The 16,876-nt window shown below is 44.3% G+C and carries 11 protein-coding genes; 5 read left to right on the forward strand and 6 right to left on the reverse strand.

Going from position 1 to position 16,876, the window contains the following annotated elements; translation table 11 throughout:
- The first annotated feature begins 327 nt into the window (after window positions 1–327).
- Window positions 328–3,123, forward strand: a complete 2,796-nt coding sequence (gene secA, locus AC5JM2_RS06120; RefSeq protein ID WP_495834019.1) for a preprotein translocase subunit SecA — start codon at window positions 328–330, stop codon at window positions 3,121–3,123.
- A 151-nt stretch (window positions 3,124–3,274) separates the two neighbouring features.
- Window positions 3,275–4,402, forward strand: coding sequence for a BUD32 family EKC/KEOPS complex subunit (locus AC5JM2_RS06125; RefSeq protein ID WP_495834020.1), 1,128 nt, complete (start codon window positions 3,275–3,277; stop codon window positions 4,400–4,402).
- A 237-nt stretch (window positions 4,403–4,639) separates the two neighbouring features.
- Here the strand turns inward: AC5JM2_RS06125 and AC5JM2_RS06130 are convergent, their stop codons facing one another.
- Together AC5JM2_RS06130 and AC5JM2_RS06135 are read right to left on the reverse strand one after the other, a co-directional pair.
- Window positions 4,640–7,174 carry a penicillin acylase family protein gene (locus tag AC5JM2_RS06130; protein WP_495834021.1) on the reverse strand — a complete coding sequence of 845 codons (2,535 nt, stop codon included), beginning with the start codon at window positions 7,172–7,174 and terminating at the stop codon, window positions 4,640–4,642.
- 172 nt (window positions 7,175–7,346) lie between these two features.
- A complete protein-coding gene (locus AC5JM2_RS06135; protein WP_495834022.1) occupies window positions 7,347–7,982 on the reverse strand; it encodes a Uma2 family endonuclease in 636 nt (211 codons plus the stop codon).
- Window positions 7,983–8,185: 203 nt separating this feature from the next.
- Here AC5JM2_RS06135 and AC5JM2_RS06140 point away from each other — a divergent pair, with 203 nt between their 5' ends.
- Window positions 8,186–8,476, forward strand: a complete 291-nt coding sequence (locus tag AC5JM2_RS06140) for a hypothetical protein (protein WP_495834023.1) — start codon at window positions 8,186–8,188, stop codon at window positions 8,474–8,476.
- Between the two features lie 76 nt (window positions 8,477–8,552).
- Here the strand turns inward: AC5JM2_RS06140 and AC5JM2_RS06145 are convergent, their stop codons facing one another.
- Complete coding sequence (locus AC5JM2_RS06145) at window positions 8,553–9,401, reverse strand: hypothetical protein (RefSeq protein ID WP_495834024.1); 849 nt, start codon at window positions 9,399–9,401, stop codon at window positions 8,553–8,555.
- 435 nt (window positions 9,402–9,836) lie between these two features.
- On the opposite strand from AC5JM2_RS06145, the gene AC5JM2_RS06150 reads away from it, so the two are divergent.
- Both AC5JM2_RS06150 and AC5JM2_RS06155 read left to right on the forward strand, forming a co-directional pair.
- The gene (locus tag AC5JM2_RS06150) at window positions 9,837–10,409 is read left to right on the forward strand and encodes a hypothetical protein (protein ID WP_495834025.1); all 573 of its coding nucleotides are present in this window, start codon (window positions 9,837–9,839) and stop codon (window positions 10,407–10,409) included.
- A gap of 83 nt (window positions 10,410–10,492) precedes the next feature.
- Complete coding sequence (locus AC5JM2_RS06155; RefSeq protein WP_495834026.1) at window positions 10,493–13,180, forward strand: CHAT domain-containing protein; 2,688 nt, start codon at window positions 10,493–10,495, stop codon at window positions 13,178–13,180.
- Window positions 13,181–13,199: 19 nt separating this feature from the next.
- Here AC5JM2_RS06155 and AC5JM2_RS06160 read toward each other — a convergent pair whose 3' ends face one another.
- From AC5JM2_RS06160 to AC5JM2_RS06170, 3 genes are all read right to left on the reverse strand, one after another.
- On the reverse strand, window positions 13,200–13,898 hold the full coding sequence (locus tag AC5JM2_RS06160; protein WP_495834044.1) for a DevA family ABC transporter ATP-binding protein: 699 nt from the start codon (window positions 13,896–13,898) through the stop codon (window positions 13,200–13,202).
- 198 nt (window positions 13,899–14,096) lie between these two features.
- Window positions 14,097–15,290, reverse strand: a complete 1,194-nt coding sequence (gene devC / locus AC5JM2_RS06165) for an ABC transporter permease DevC (RefSeq protein WP_495834027.1) — start codon at window positions 15,288–15,290, stop codon at window positions 14,097–14,099.
- The gene (locus tag AC5JM2_RS06170) at window positions 15,287–16,591 is read right to left on the reverse strand and encodes an HlyD family secretion protein (RefSeq protein WP_495834028.1); all 1,305 of its coding nucleotides are present in this window, start codon (window positions 16,589–16,591) and stop codon (window positions 15,287–15,289) included. Before AC5JM2_RS06170 ends, devC begins: the two co-directional genes overlap by 4 nt.
- Window positions 16,592–16,876 lie beyond the last annotated feature (285 nt).

Below are 16,876 nucleotides of genomic sequence, written 5' to 3' on the forward strand. Positions count from 1 at the left end.
CCGCCCCTCCGCCCCTCCGCCCCTCCGCCCCTCCGCCCCTCCGCCCCTCCGCCCCATCCTTCCTTTGGGGCAATCACGACCTCTGCTTGGTCGGGCTTATCTGCCTTCATCTGGAGGTGAAATGATACTATAAAAACAGTTTAAATTTAAGCTGAAAAATAAAACCAAACCTAATAGCAAACTGATTGGGTGTTTATAAGCGCGTGTTTTTTACCAAATTCTCATGTACAACCCATCCAAAAGCACACCCGGATCGGTTGGGTTAGGAGTTTATAATCAGTCCCAATCATTATTTATCCCCATCCCCTTGATTTTGTATAATCTGCCATGCTAAAGACTTTGTTGGGCGACCCCAACGCTCGTAAACTTAAGAAATATCAACCTTTCATTACAGAAATTAATCTTCTAGAGGAAGACATAAAAGCGCTTTCAGACGAAGAACTAAAGGGCAAAACGGCAGAGTTGAAACAGCGTCTGAAGAAAGGCGAAACTCTGGATGATATTTTGCCAGAAGCTTTTGCAGTTGTGCGGGAAGCAGGACAACGAGTATTAGGGTTGCGGCACTTTGATGTTCAACTTTTAGGCGGTGCTATCCTGCATAAAGGGCAAATTGCCGAAATGAAAACTGGTGAGGGCAAAACTTTGGTTGCTACCTTGCCAAGTTATTTGAATGCCCTGAGTGGAAAAGGTGTACACGTCATCACTGTAAACGATTACCTGGCTCGTCGGGACGCAGAATGGATGGGACAGCTGCATCGCTTCTTGGGATTGAGCGTAGGGCTGATTCAGCAGAGCATGACGCCATCTGAGCGCAAGAAAAACTACGACTGTGATATAACCTATGTTACTAACAGCGAGATAGGGTTTGATTACCTGCGCGATAACATGGCGACAGATATCAAAGATGTTGTGCAGCGCTCATTTAACTACTGTGTGATTGACGAGGTAGATTCTATCTTAGTTGATGAGGCGCGGACTCCACTAATTATTTCTGGGCAAGTAGAAAGACCTACAGAAAAATACTTAAAAGCAGCCGAAATCGCAATAGCGCTGCAGAAAGAAGAACATTATGAAGTGGATGAAAAAGCTCGTAACGTTCTGCTCACCGATGAAGGTTTTGCTCAAGCAGAAGAACTTTTAGGCGTAAAAGATTTATTTGACCCTGAAGATCCTTGGGCACACTTCGTTTTCAACGCGATTAAGGCAAAAGAACTGTTTCTGCTGGACGTCAACTATATTGTCCGCAACGAAGAAGTTGTCATCGTAGACGAATTTACTGGTAGAGTCTTACCAGGACGACGTTGGAGTGATGGACTGCACCAGGCAATTGAAGCAAAAGAACGGGTAGAAATTCAACCTGAAACTCAAACTCTGGCAACAATTACCTACCAAAACCTGTTCTTGCTTTATCCAAAACTCGGTGGTATGACCGGAACAGCGAAGACAGAAGAAGCCGAGTTTGAAAAAATTTACAAACTGGAAGTCACGATTATTCCCACCAACAGACCGAGAAGACGCCAAGACCTTTCTGATATGGTCTTTAAGACCGAAGCAGGCAAGTGGGGGGCGATCGCCAAAGAATGTGCCGAAATGCACAATCTCGGCAGACCAGTCCTGGTGGGAACAACTAGCGTCGAAAAATCGGAATATCTCAGCCAGTTGTTAAGAGAAATGGCAATTCCCCACGAACTGCTTAACGCCAGACCAGAGAACGTAGAACGCGAAGCAGAAATTGTCGCACAAGCGGGACGCAAAGGAGGAGTGACGATTGCGACTAACATGGCGGGAAGAGGTACTGACATTATCTTAGGTGGTAATGCCGAGTATATGGCGCGTCTGAAGATGCGGGAATACTTCATGCCCCGGATAGTCAAGCCGGAAGATGAAGATATGTTTAACATTCACAGAGCGGTTGGTTTACCGTCCTCAGCAAGCGGCGGAGGTCAAGGTTTTGTGCCAGGTAAGAAAGTCAAAACTTGGAAGGCTTCACCACAGGTTTTTCCAACTTCGCTTTCTAAAGAAATAGAGAAACTCCTCAAAGAATCAGTGGAAGCAGCTGTACGGGAGTATGGCGATCGCAGCTTACCGGAACTGGAAGCAGAAGATAAAGTCGCTGTGGCAGCAGAAAAAGCTCCCACGGATGACCCAGTGATTCAGAAAATGCGGGAAGCATACAACCGCATTAGGCACCAATACGAAGAGTTCACCAACAGTGAACACAATGAAGTGGTAGAACTGGGTGGGTTGCACGTGATTGGAACTGAACGTCACGAGTCGCGACGGATCGACAACCAGTTGCGGGGACGTGCAGGACGCCAAGGCGACCCCGGTTCAACAAGATTTTTCCTGAGTTTGGAGGATAATCTGTTGCGGATTTTTGGTGGCGATCGCGTCGCACGCCTAATGGATGCTTTCCAAGTAGAAGAGGATATGCCCATCGAATCTGGAATGCTCACCCGCAGTTTGGAAGGCGCTCAGAAAAAAGTCGAAACCTACTACTACGATATCCGTAAGCAGGTGTTTGAGTATGACGAGGTGATGAACAACCAGCGTCGTGCCATCTACGCCGAACGCCGTCGGGTGCTAGAAGGGCAAGACCTCAAAGAACAGGTCATCAAGTACGCTGAAAAAACGATGGATGACATCGTGGATTTCTACATCAACCCAGACTTACCCTCAGAAGAATGGGAATTGGACAAGTTGGTTGATAAAGTCAAAGAATTTGTCTATCTGCTAGCGGACTTGCAACCCGCTCAATTAGAAGATATGGCAATGAGTGAAATCAAAGCTTTCTTGCACGAACAAGTGCGTATTGCCTATGACCTCAAAGAAGCAGAAGTTGACCAAATTCGACCAGGATTAATGCGGCAAGCCGAACGATTCTTTATTTTACAGCGGATTGACACCCTGTGGCGGGAACACCTGCAACAAATGGATGCTCTGCGGGAATCCGTAGGACTGCGGGGTTATGGTCAAAAAGACCCGCTGATTGAGTACAAGAGCGAAGGGTACGAATTATTCTTGGATATGATGACCAATATTCGCCGAGATGTGGTATACTCTCTGTTCATGTTTCAACCTCAGCCTCAGGCAGTGATGGAAACACCTTCAGAAATGGTTTGAAGTTGTACAGACGTGAAGCTCCTTGTGTCGCGAGGTTATTTCACGTCTGTGACATTGGAAAAACGTTGATTTTAGCTTTTTTCACCTGAAAGTGTGAAACTGCTCGTATTTTATTCATAGTGTTTCTCATACTGTTCTTGGACGGGGGGAAATGGCTAAGAATCATATAGAACTTAGAAGGAAAAAGTACTTCAAGCTCAGTTCACAAATTGCTCAGTTGGATAATGGACAATTGCGTTCTCTGTTTGAGAATAGTGAGTCGAATGAGTCGGGCACGGGCTGGGGAACAAATCACACCATCGTCCTTGGGGAATCCAAGGTCTTTGTGAAACGTGTTCCAGTAACGAATATCGAACATGACAACCTGTTCTCCACCAGAAACCTCTATAATCTGCCAACTTATTGTAATTACAACTTACGTTCCACTAGTTTTGGGATCTTCCGTGAACTTGTGACGCACATCAAAACCACCAACTGGGTGTTGGAAGAAGCAATTGTCACCTTCCCACTAATGTACCATTATCGGATTATTCCATTCTCTGGGTGGCGGACGGATGTGGATATGGAACGTCTAAAAGATTATGTGGAGTACTGGGGAAATAGTGAGAATGCTGGGAATTATGTGGTAGATAGAGCTAACGCCAACTATGAGTTGATTCTGTTCCTTGAATACATACCGCATGTTCTGGAAACATGGCTGCAGGAAAACCCCAACAAACTTCAGAAACCTCTGGATGAGTTACGCACGACGATTGACTTTTTGAGGAAGAAGGGAATCATCCATTTCGACGCACATTTTCGCAACGTCCTCACCGACGGCGAGCAGATATATTTGACCGATTTTGGTTTGGTACTTGATAAGAGTTTTGCGTTGACGAAAGATGAAGAGTCTTTCTTTAAGCAGCACACATTTTATGACTATGGCGAAGTCCTGCGGAATCTTGGACACGTCATTCGACCGTTTTATTATTCATGTTCAGAGAACGATAAACGCAGGATAATGGAAAAATATGGCATAAAAGAAGGTTTACAACCTTATGAAGTGGGATCCATATTACTCGACAACATCGAACAGATCCATGCTGACGGGATTATGAAGTTAGATGAGTTTTTTGTTGCTAGCATCATCAAATACCGCAGCATTATTACGCTGATGCAAGACTTTTTTTCTGATATGTGGGGAAATAACAAGAAAGATACGAAATTTGATCACGCAAAACTACAACAACTGCTCAAAGAAACGGGGTTTATTTCTGATGCTGAAACCAACAGCGGATAGTTACCATCATTTACTGACTTGATTTAGGATCTGCTCATACAAAATTCGACTTTCTTCATTCTCAGAAAGACTTACGCAGCGAATTAAATTCGCAGTGCATTCAGCCGCAAGAAACGCCAGCAGAACACCGTACGGAATATCTTCTATGAAATTTTGTAACTCGTAATTCTCACAAAATTCACCTTCAGTTTCTTCAATTTTCCCTTCATCGACGGATGACTTGGGTGAGGATTTTTGTTAATTCACGTGAATAGGAATGAGCTTCAATGTTGCAGCAGAGTTCCTTGTTATCTTCTTGTGTTGCCACATTGGGTGATATTCAATCTTGCGCCAAGGGTCAATCATATCAGTGTAATGAGTGTGAAAAGCATGACCTGATTGTCCGGGAGTGTGAATCGCAACTGAATTGTCCAAATTTCCCAAATCGACAATCATTCGTAGAGAAGGAATATCTGTCACCTCGAAGGATTTGTTTGCTTTCCAACGGTTCGCATTAATGGTTTCCCCATTACCCGCAGTGGAAAAGGAGCCACGGTTAAATAAAGCTTCTATAGGAGCAACCCCAGATTTACCCAAGGTAGCATTGCGAAAGGTGATGGTATGCAGTTTGCCCCAGTTCCAGCTTTTCGGGTTTTTGCCTTGAAGGTGTTCGAGTTCATTCACAGCTTTGGTGAAAGCTTGACGTAGGATTTGGTCGCGATTTTCCACGGTTGGAGTGTTGTGGTTGTCCCACCAGGAGCTATTAGGTTGTTTGACCAGATTATTTACTACAGCGTACCAGCGATCGCCTCCATCCGGAAAGTACTCTTTTGGCAACTCATCATGAAACGTATCTGCAAGCAAATGCTTCCAAAACACCTCAAACAGCGCCGCCGCTGACGATTTCATTCCTAACTGCAAGTCCCAATCAAGTAGTAGTTTCTGAACTGCTTGCAAGCGCGGGGTATCCAAAGAAAGAGATTGCAACAATGGGACTAGCGTCTGTGCGTTCAAGTTTCGATTATCACCTTGTATCCCCTGCACATCACTTAGAGAAATTGGCTTAGTAGCTTGTGAAATCATCTCGACAATACGCTGTGCACGGTAGCCATAAACCCAGTCGGTGGTAATTAGGTAAGGATAATTCTTAGCTACCAAATTGTTGGCGGTAGCAATATAACCCTGAGATGGATTCAAACTTCTTGGCAATTGCTCAAAATCAATATAGCCACGCCACTCATATTCATCCGTCCAACCAGGAACGGGATAGCGCCCATTCCCCTTTGTCCGCACAGGGATTTTACCGGGCATCTGGTAGCCGATATTACCCTCAACATCACCATAGACCAAGTTTTGGGCAGGTACGTCAAAGTTTTTCGCAGCAGCGCGGAACTCTTGCCAGTTTTGAGCGCGATTTATTTGGGGAATAGCGTGAACGAGTCGGCAGGGTTCTAGAGCCGTCCACCGGAGAGCAACGGCATAGTTTTGCGGTAGTTCTACCCGCTCGTTTGGTTTGAACTGCTTCAGCTTAGGAGAAATATCGGAGAGTATCGGGCCATGTCTGGTGTAGCGTATTGTTTGGACAATCGGCTGACTCCCCGCAACTTGAATCGTCTGTTTCACCAGTTGCATATCCACCCATTTGCCGTTAACCTCATATTGATTGGGGTTTTCTGGGTTGATTTTCTCGATGTATAAATCCATCACATCTGATAGGACATTGGTGACACCCCAGGCAATGCGATCGCTATGACCGACAATCACACCCAGCATTCCAGCAAACGAAAAGCCACTCACATTGTATGGACAATCCGCACCTTTTGGTGTACAATGCAGACCAACCTCATACCAGATAGAAGGCATTTGTACAGCCAAGTGAGGATCATTCGCCAAGATGGGTTTACCAGTCGTCGTACGCTGACCTGATATTACCCAGCTATTGGAACCAATACCGACTCCAGTAGTAGAACCTAGCAATTGTTCTAAAGCAGTCATCGGTTTGGTTATTGACTCTAAGGCAGAGATGATAGTATTTACACCACTCACAGGGGAGAAAACATCTGCTGTACTCACTGCTTTACCCACTTGAAACTCAGGCAAAATCACTGGTAGGTTTTCAGGGTAAGGTGGAAATAGTTCTTCTACCTGAGCAGGAGTCAGGGTTTTGAGCAAGATACTACGTTCAATTTCACTATCAAGATTCGTGCCGAGATCATAAGCCATCACCTTGCCCCATGTGAGGGAATGAAGCGGTTGCCAAGGTTCTGGTTTGTAGCCAGGATTGAGGAATTGCAGCACGCCATATTCCAAACTCAGTGCAACACCTTGGTGATCCTGTAAATAAGCATTCACACCATCAGCGTAAGCTTCCAGGTTTGCCTTCATATCCGTATCTAGTTGATTCACTTCTTGCTGCGCCACCCTTGCCCAACCCATTGTCCGCAGATATTTATCTGTATCGAGCTGCGAAGAACCAAACATTTCTGAAAGTCGCCCAGAGCCAATGTGTCGCCAAAAGTCCATTTGCCAGAAACGGTCTTGCGCGTGGACATAACCTTGCGCCATAAATAAATCATGGGAGTTGGCAGCGTAAATGTGCGGAATTCCCCAGTCATTGCGCTCGACTTTCACCTCAGCTTTCAACCCAGGTATTTGAACCGTGCCAGTTTCTACTGGAAACGATTGCCTGACAGCATAGGTGACAAGCCCCGCTAGCGATAGCCCCAGCACTAGCAGTACAATCACGGTCATCCTGAATGCTTTATAAAACCAAAGTTTATTGAATCTTTTCATTAGCTGGTGGAAGTCGTGCGTTTTATATCGCCGCATGAAATGAAAACAGGACGATTATCTCACGCCAAGATGCCAAAAAGAACTTTGGGACGACAGTATCTGTCTAGTACCGCTGCCTTTGAATTCGCTGCCTGCGGCACGCTGCGCTAACATTCACGCATTCAAAAAGCTTTTATTCGCGTAGCAAAGCTCTCAGTTCTCGCAGCATTTGACTAGTTCCGTCATCAATTGCTTTTTGCACCAGTCGGGGAATAAGTTCAGTTACGGGTAAATTAGGAAAGGTGGGACTGAGGAGAGATTCTATGTAGCCGTCAGCTTGGAGAATATAAACGGTTAGTTGATGGTTGCTGTAAATCCACACTTCCGGAACCCTCAGAGATATATAGGCGTTGAGGGTTGTTTTTGAGGTAACATCAGATTCAACCGCAAGGTCACAGGGAGGATATACGGTTAAATCCATTTGGGTACATCCTTTGACCTCGCTGGCATTTTGAATATAAAAGCAGGTATCTGGTTCAACCCCAGCAATGTCTGGACGTTTAAAAGTTGTCGAGCCGAAGTCTTCCCAGTTGCGTCCTTGTTCCTCCAAAATTGTGGTGATAATGTAAGCAATGATGCGGTGGGGACGCTCATGTAATGCTAACGGGGACATTATTTCTAGGGTTCCTCGGTAGTAAGCAATGCGGGTGTTGCGTTTTTCTCCCAAGTCTTCGAGAAGTCGCTCAAAGTCTTGCCAGGACAAGTTATGAATGGCAATCTGGCTACCGGGAGCGAGTTCTATGGCATGTAAGGGAATAGTTACGCTCATGTTTTTGTCTCCGTTAACTGCTGTCCTGCTTTCTCAATTTTGACTAAAACTAACGCGATCTGCGCGGAGCGCAGCAGTGAAGCTATCGCGCGATCGCCCAGTGCCGCAAGCAGCGATTGTGGATAGATTTTGCATAGCGTCGTTTCCTAACTTAGTATTAAAACACGGCGGAGCAATGTTGAGGATGAGTCAGGTGGGCTGATATGGAAACGATGAAATTACGAACGCATATTGGGGCTGATGGTATATTGCAAATCCAGACGCCCACTGATTTTAAAGAGAGTTTTGTTGAGGTGGTGGTAGTTGTACAGCCGTTACCCAATGCGGAAGTTGCAGCATTAGAGAAACCGGAACCGCAATATAACGCTTGGGGAAAGCCGACGACGAAAAAATCGATTAAGGAAGCGATCGCTCTTATGGAACAACTGCGGCGAGAAGTGGCGTTGGATAAAACGTCAATTCGCTCCATGATTGAAGAGGGGCCAAGATTTTAATGCAGTTTGTTTTGGTCTGAGTTATTGATGGATCGGTTGGATTGATGAGAAAACAAAAAATTAGTTACCACTAGCTCTACAGAAACGTTTTGGGACGACTGAGAATCAGCAACTGTACTCGACCATCACCTGTATTAACTGCCAATACTGGAGGACGCTGATTGGATTTCGCTCCAGAGGGCATTGCTGGGAAGAGGTAAACCCAGTTGTTGTTCTCAATTAGTAATCGCCAAACAATAAGTTGCTTTGGATTTGTTGTATCATTTGTTTCCCGTCCAAAAATCTGTCTGAACTGCTTTACATCCCCAATAATGCGGGAACCCTTGAGGGGGGGATTGGTCAACAGGTCATCCAAATTGCGTCCCAACGCTAACTTATCGCTAGGGCTGACTAAAGTAACGAGAGGTCTTGTAGAGGTTGCGTTAACTGCATCCCGATAAGCATCAGCATTACCTTGCCAGCGTCCTAACCAAAACAAGGCAGCTAAAATCCAAAGAACAACAACGATTTCATGACGTAAGGGCAAGGGGAAAAGTTGAGCAAAGGAACGCAACGGCTTAAACAACCAAAAACTGTGCAATTTTTGCGTAAATCTGCTGATGGGTGATTTTGAGGTACTGGGTGCGGTGCTTGCCTTTGGAGAGCTAATCAACCAGAGAGTAGCTTTCATTAATAAAAGCGTCACAATTAAAACAAATATTGCCCGAAAAAATATCCAAAAGTTTCCCAGAATAGCTTGAAGTGGTACTAGCAAAAAAGATTCTAGGGGTAAGCTTAAGGAAGTAACTTCTATTTGAAAGAATCCAAAGTAAGCCCAACGATATATCCAGCCAAGGAAGTAAAGAAAAATACTAAAAACGCCGACAAGACCAGCGAAGCTTCCAAGAAGATTGGTGCTGGAAGAATTTTGAGAGCTTGGGGACATGATGAGCGACAAAAGCTACTAAAGGAGTGCTTCAAACTAGTATCTCGTTTACAGCCAGTGTTGTAAAAAAGAGGGAGTGTATCTCTTTATTGTTACACACAATTTCAGTATCATCTCAGTACATGGCGATGGCAAGGCTTACCCAAAAATGGCTATTCCTCACTAGCATACGAGAAACAACGAGCGGGTGCAAATACTTACCTTTGGTAGTCTAGTAGTATTTATTCATTAAATATAAAAATTCAGCAAATACCCCCAAAATTACTGACTTTAGCAAACTTTGCCAAGTGATTTCAGACATACTTTTCAACAAATCTCAGAAAATTTCCGGAGCATAGAGTATTTTTTGTGATTTTATACTCATAGTGATAGTTTATTCAGACTGACTTCACTTCTTGCGTATTAATCCCCATCTCGTTAGTCTTACTTGGAGATATGAAAGTTTTTTTTAAGACACTGAGTTTGGCGTTAGTGGTCGCTTTAGCTGGAACAGTAGAAAATGTCAAAGCGGTGAGTGGCACTGTTGAAATAGCTCAAACTCAAAAGGCGACTAATAACAAGCCGATTCCTTTGGCGCTACCCACTACTGCGAATGTGGTGTTAAAGAATCGGAGTTCCATGACGGGAAAGGTAACAGCATTTGACTCAAAAGGGCAAACAATTCAGATTTCCGGCAATAGTGATTCTCGCACACTCCAGATTGCCCAGATTCAACGAGTAACCTTCAGACGAGATGCTCTGGTTCATGACAGCGATGGTCAGCAGGTCATCCGGGGAGAGGATAACGCACAAGCAAAGCAAAGCACTTGGTCGGGTATTCCACTCAATGCGTTTCAGTTACTGGATTCTAAACTGGGACAAGCAAGTGTAGATCTGGCAACAGTGATGAATCACAGACAAATGCGTCCAATTCAGTCAGTCGCTGTCAAGAGTTTATATGTAGCAGATGAGATTCAGTTTGAACCCGCTGGAAAGATGACGATAAAAGTAACGCCTAGTGACCGCTAGCTTTGATGGTGTAGGTGCAATCTACCTACAAGCTACAAGGTTCTAAAAGTAACCAATAGGATTTCCAGACTAAAGGTGCGGTTATGACAAAGCAAAAGGGAAATAAACAGAAAAAGTGGCTTTTCCCAATAGTGAGGCACTGCTACATAACTCTAGGTATTAGTATTCTATTGCTCTCAGAGATGGGCACCGCTGCCCGTGCTTTTCCTGGAAGTTATCGACTACAAAGTGGGCAACTGACAGCAACCACAGAGCAAGATGCAACCCGTGCTGTTGCGAAAAAGCTTTATGATGAAGGACTTGTACTTTTCAAGCAAGGTACAGGAGAATCACTAAAACAGGCAATTGTTAAATGGCAAGAAGCACTTAAGCTGTGGCATCAAGTAGACAACAAATTTCAACAAGCGTTGACTCTCGCTAGTATTGGCAGAGTTTACTCGGATTTAGGAGAAAAACAAAAAGCACTGTATTTTTCCAATCAAGCACTTCTCTTATTCCGTGCTGTGGGCAGCAAAGAAGGAAAAATGGGTGAAGCGACTACCCTCAATAATATCGGGCTACTTTACTCTAATTTAGGAAAAAAAGAGGAAGCACTCAAAAATTTCAACCAAGCGCTTCCCCTTTTTCAGGCGCTGGACGAGAAGTATGGTGAAGCTACTACCCTGAGTAATATTGGACTAGTTTACTCCGCATTAGGACAGACACAGAAAGCAATCGAATTCTACGAGCAAGCACTTCGCCTTAAACGTGCCGTCCGCGACAATAGTGGTGAGGCTATTACTCTGAATAATATTGGGCAACTTTACTCTGATTTAGGAAAAAAAGATGAAGCACTCGAAAATTTCAACCAAGCGCTTCCCCTTGCAGTGGGAGACAAACGTAGTCGAGCTATTATCCTGAATAATATTGGGCAACTTTACTCCGACTTAGGAAATAAGCACAAAGCACTCGAAAATTTCCAGCAAGCACTTCTGTTAAGAGTTAAGGTGGGCGACGAAGGTGGTCAAGCTATTACCCTGAATAATATTGGGCAACTTTACTCCGACTTAGGAGAAAAACAGCAAGCACTCCCTTACTTCAATCAAGCGCTTCCCCTATTCCGTACCGTTAGCGATAGACGTGGGGAAGCTTCAACCCTCAACAACATCGGGAAAGTTTACTTTGATTTAGGAAAAAAACAGCAAGTACTCCCTTACTGCAATCAAGCGCTTGCCCTATTCCGTACCGTTAGCGATAGAAGAGGGGAAGCTAGAGCCCTCTATAACATCGGTCTTGTCTACCAAGATACTAAGCAACCGACTGAAGCCATCAAAAAATTGGAGCAATCTGCTAGCATTTACTTACAATTGCGTAGTGGTGTGGAGCAAAAAAATCGCAAAACGTTTTTAGAAAGCGAACAAAGCACAGTAATTGCCCTAATTAACTTACTTATCAATCAAAACCAACAGGAAAGGGCTTTTGAATGGGCAAACCTTGTTACCACTGCTGACCTTGCTGATTATTCTCGCCTTGTTAAGGTCAAAGTTGCCAATCCACAAGCACAGCTAGCTGTTGAGCAGTGGAATCAAAGCAACATTCAACTGGAAAGTCTGCGAAAGGAATTGCAACAAAAATTTACACCAGAACTATCTCAACAGGTGAATAAATTACAGGAAAAGCTTAATCAGCAAGCCGAAGACATGAGAAGTCGCTTTACGGAAGTGGCGGATTTGTTTGAAACCAAACCCACCGACATTGCTCAACTAAAAGCCATTATCCCCGAAGGTACAACAGTCATTCAGCCTGTCCCACTCAGCAACAGTGGAAATGCCCCAGATACAATCGCTTTGTTTGTTTTAACTAGAGACAAACCGAAAGTAATTAAAGTACCTGTTGACCCCGCTAAATTTGATACCCTATTGACACAAACTTATAATCAACTAACACACCGTAATGATGATACATTCCTCGACAATTTAGAAAAACTCTATGAGTTGCTGATTCGTCCAGTTGAAACTGAAATTCAAGCAACTAATCCCAAAAAACTCAGCATTATCGCCACAGGCAAGCTCCGCTACATTCCCTTTGAAGCACTCTACGATAGTAAAACTGACCAATACCTCATTCAAAAGTATCCCGTTAGCTACTTAACTCGCCTGTCTACTCGTTCCCTTCAAGCTAAAGGAACACAAACCGCTGCATCTGCAAAAAAGGTGCTGGCGTTTGGCAACCCTGTTCCAAACAAACCCTTGGCGCTAGACGGAGCAGAAGCAGAGGTCAAAAGTATTACTCAAATTTTCCCAGGCAGTGAAGCGTTTGTGAACAGTAAAGCCACGCTCAACACTTTCAAGATCCAATCTCCTCGCTTTTCTCTGCTTCACTTAGCAACGCATGGGTGTTTCCAAAAAGGTGGCTGTCCTAAATTGGGACTAGAAGAGAACACTTTGCTATTTGCTGACCAAAGGTTCAACATTAGAGATGCTGCTTTGTTGGGACTGCAAAATGTAGATTTAATTGCTTTGAGTGCCTGTCAAACCGCTTTACAAACCAACTCTAATGGTGAAGAAATTGCTGGACTTGCTTACTTATTTGAACGCGCCGGAGCAAAAGCCGTAATTGCCAGTCTCTGGAGTGCGGATGACAAAACCACTGAAGCAATTATGGTGCAGTTTTACCAGAATCTTAAGAAGGGGATGAGCAAAGATGAGGCATTGCGTCAGGCGAAATTGAGCCAGATTAAGAGCCATCCTTTCTTCTGGTCACCTTTTGTGTTGATTGGTGATGGGCGGTAATGACCATTAATATATCTTGCTATCCAACGGTAGCAGGAGCTTTCGCTAACTTACCATCTTCCATGTAGACAATGCGATCAGCTATGTCCAAAATACGATTATCATGAGTCACTAACAAAATCGTACAAGCTTGCTCTTTCGCTAAATTATGCATTAGGTTCACCACATCTCGACCCGACTTACTATCAAGGGCGGCGGTGGGTTCATCCGCGAGAACCATTTTGGGGCGACTCACCAGGGCACGGGCGATCGCAACCCGTTGTTTTTGTCCTCCTGACAAATCATCCGGGTAGTAATTAACACGCTCCCCTAATCCTACCAACTCTAGCATCTCGGCTGAGCGTCTTTTCATTTCTGCTGGAGTTATACTCTTGTGAAGTTCCAAGCCCATCCTGACGTTTTGCAGTGCGCTTAAGCTACCGTGCAGGTTGTGTGCTTGAAAAATATAGCCGTTATTGCGTCGTGCTAGTGTGAGTTGTTCTGCATTCGCACCACAAAGTTCTCGTCCTAACACCCGTAAACGACCTTCTTGGGCAGAACGCAGCCCACCTACTAAGGTCAGAAGTGTGGTTTTCCCAGAACCAGACGGACCTGTCATAATGATAATTTCACCAGCGTTAATCTCTAAGTTGATATCATATAGCACTTGTTTGCGGAGTTGACCTTTACCAAAGTAGTGGTTGAGATTTTGAATAGAGATAACAGCTTCATTCGTCATAGTCATTAGTCATTAGTCATTGGTCATTGGTCATTAATCATTAGTCATTATTAAAAGGGAACAGGGAACAGGGAACAGGGAATAGGCATACTGAGCTTTTTTCAAAAATCAAATAGGAGTCCTATATTAGTCATTAGTTATTAGTTATTCTCCGCGTCCGGTGCGTCTTTGAGTCCTCTAGTTCTGTACAACATGAATTTAGAACATGTCAGCTGGATCAGCAGATTGGACTTTACGAGTGGCGATCGCCCCAGATATCATACACATAATTATCGTCAGCATCTGTACTTGAATGGCTCGTGCTATTGTCATCAACACTGGTAAGTTGGTAGCGTTGCGAGTAAGAGCATATAGTCCCAGGGATACACTGATGCCAGGTAGAAAACCTAATACTGCCATAATGATTGCTTCTTCAAACACCACTCCTAGCAAGTAAGCGTTGCGATACCCCATTGCTTTGAAAGTGGCGTATTCTTTCATATGTGCATTCACATCGGTAGAAAGGACTTGATATACAATAATCACCCCTACCGTGAAGCCCATTGCTGCACCCAAGCTAAAGATAAAGCCGATGGGAGTACTTTTTTGCCAGTAGTCTTTCTCAAATTGAACAAATTCCTCTTTTGTCAGGACTTTGACATCCTGACTACTCCCCAGATAAGATTTCAAGGTATTTGATACTTTCTGTGGGTCATAACCTGGTTGTAGCTGAATCAAACCTAGATTCACGCTGTTTGCTTGTTGTCTGGGAAAGAGTCGCAAAAAGTTTTGGTCGCTGGTTATCAAACTACCATCAGCAATAAAGGAAGCCCCGACTTTAAATAAGCCACTAACATTGAGTGTCCGCCGTTCTATTTCGGTGGTAACAGATTTCCCTTGCTCGATTTGGGCTATTATCTTGGCGTAATCTCCTTGAGAACCACGGTCAAATAAAACTGTATCCGGTAGCTTGAGAACATTTAATTGACGGTTAACATCCGGTAAATCAAAGGCTGGCTTATTAGGATTAATTCCTATTACAAGAACTCCAGTTTTCTTAAGCGTTTCCGGATTCTTCCAATCAAGAAAGCCAAGATACATTCCCTCCGCTGACTTTACTCCTGGTATATCCATCGCCTGGAATAATCGCCGTCGAGGAAATGTCGTCAAATATGCCAGGTTACGTCCTTGGGGACTGACTAAAAAAATGTCTGCACGCATCGCAGTATGCAGTCTGGTGTTACTGTTAAACAATGCACTTTGAAACCCCAGTTGCATGAACATGAGAACATCAGCGAAGGCAATCCCTGCTAATGCTACTAAAAAGCGCCCTTTTTCGTGACTCAGTTGCAGCCATCCTAGTGGCGTTCGCCCCCTTAGTTGCTGAATTTGCTGGGTTATCAGTCCAATCACAGTGAAATCACCGCCTTGACTTGCAAATTCGAGAATTTAGCTGCTTTCTCGGTAGATGGCTGATCAAGTCTTACGTGCACTTCCACGATTCTGGAGTCAATATTGCTTGTGGGATCACTGTTGATCACATTTTGCCGTAGAACTTGCGAATCAATCCGATCTACAATCCCTGACAATTCACCCGCTACAGAATCACTGAGTAGCCGTACTGGTTGCCCCAAACGTACTTTATTGATGTCACTTTGGTAAACTTCTGCAACTGCGTACATCTGAGCGTTTTGCCCCATCTCGACAATACCGTCATTAGAGACTAACTCTCCAGGACGGCTATGAATTTTGAAGACTTCTCCTTCTTGGGGCGATCGCACAAAAGCCTGTCTTAAATTTGCCTCTGCTTTTTTGACACCTGCTATAGCTTGATTTATTTGTGCCTGTGCTGCTGCAACATCCACAGAGCGGACTTCTGCAATTTTAGCTAAGGTTGCTCTACCTTCGTTGAGTTCTTGATCGCGAGATGTTTGAATCCGTTTGAGGTTTGCTCGTGCTTCTGCCAGTTGTTGTTCTCCGGATGAATCGAAGCGTTTGAGGTTTGCTTGTGCTTCTATTATTTTTTGCTGCGCTGTAGTCAGAGTCAAGCGCTTGGTATCCTGGAACGAGGTAGAAATCGCCCCTTGTTGATAAAGTGTTTGATAGCGTCGGTATTCTGCCAGGGCATTGTTTAGCTGTGCCTGCAGTTCAGCAATGGTTGCTTTTTGTGCCTCGATTTGCGTGTTCTTTTCTGCCTCTAAGCGGGCAATAGTTGCTTGTTGTGCTAGAACTTCTGTGCCTTGTTCTGCTTCCAGGCGAGCAATAGCTGCTTTTTGCGCGTCTATTTCACCCTTTTTGGCACCCGCTTTGGTTTGGGCAAGATTTGCTTGGGCGACTCGTACTTGCTCTTGTGCTTCTGCTAGTGCTGCACTCAGGCGATCACGACTATCCAAAATCGCAACCAGCTGCCCTTGCTTCACCTTAGTTCCTTCGCGCACAAGCAACTGTTCAACCCGACTTCCTTCTGCTGATGCTGGTGCAGAAAGTTTTATGATTTCTCCGTTTGGCTCTAATCGTCCTAGGGCTGTTACTGTTGTTACTTGTACTACAGGTACTGCTTGCTGTTTTGCTGCTTTCGCCTCATTCTGAAATTTTTGTACTGTATAAACACTGATACCACCTGATGTTATAGTTGCAAGTATAACTAAAAGAAAAGGTAGACGAAATGTAGGTTTTAGCTCAGATGAACCCTCTAGGTTCGAGTGTTCAAGCATAGTTATGGTTCCATTGCCTGTCAAACTAAACCGTTTAGTCTAATATGATATCTAAACTAAACCGATCACTTCAGTCTTATTTATAGGGTTTTCATTGACATATATAGGAGTTTTCATGCTGACCTCGCGCAAGTGTGGAAACTTTGTTTCTTTAGACCAAAGAGGAAACACGACGCGGCGTTATTTTTAGCCGTTTAAATATCTGTAAATACCATTACCGCCTTGGGGTTACTCAAAGCCGTGTAGTTTTGTGAGCCAGCGCTGCAAGAGGGTTTCCCTCTGTAG

The organism is Brasilonema angustatum (genome assembly GCF_059505445.1).

Excerpts from the sequence above, each read along its gene's own strand:
- AC5JM2_RS06130 (WP_495834021.1), bottom strand. The coding sequence starts at position 7,174 with ATGAAAAGATTCAATAAACTTTGGTTTTATAAAGCATTCAGGATGACC.
- AC5JM2_RS06145 (WP_495834024.1), bottom strand. The coding sequence starts at position 9,401 with ATGTCCCCAAGCTCTCAAAATTCTTCCAGCACCAATCTTCTTGGAAGC.
- AC5JM2_RS06140 (WP_495834023.1), top strand. The coding sequence starts at position 8,186 with ATGGAAACGATGAAATTACGAACGCATATTGGGGCTGATGGTATATTG.
- AC5JM2_RS06160 (WP_495834044.1), bottom strand. The coding sequence starts at position 13,898 with ATGACGAATGAAGCTGTTATCTCTATTCAAAATCTCAACCACTACTTT.
- AC5JM2_RS06125 (WP_495834020.1), top strand. The coding sequence starts at position 3,275 with ATGGCTAAGAATCATATAGAACTTAGAAGGAAAAAGTACTTCAAGCTC.
- AC5JM2_RS06135 (WP_495834022.1), bottom strand. The coding sequence starts at position 7,982 with ATGAGCGTAACTATTCCCTTACATGCCATAGAACTCGCTCCCGGTAGC.
- AC5JM2_RS06155 (WP_495834026.1), top strand. The coding sequence starts at position 10,493 with ATGACAAAGCAAAAGGGAAATAAACAGAAAAAGTGGCTTTTCCCAATA.
- AC5JM2_RS06150 (WP_495834025.1), top strand. The coding sequence starts at position 9,837 with ATGAAAGTTTTTTTTAAGACACTGAGTTTGGCGTTAGTGGTCGCTTTA.
- AC5JM2_RS06170 (WP_495834028.1), bottom strand. The coding sequence starts at position 16,591 with ATGCTTGAACACTCGAACCTAGAGGGTTCATCTGAGCTAAAACCTACA.
- secA (WP_495834019.1), top strand. The coding sequence starts at position 328 with ATGCTAAAGACTTTGTTGGGCGACCCCAACGCTCGTAAACTTAAGAAA.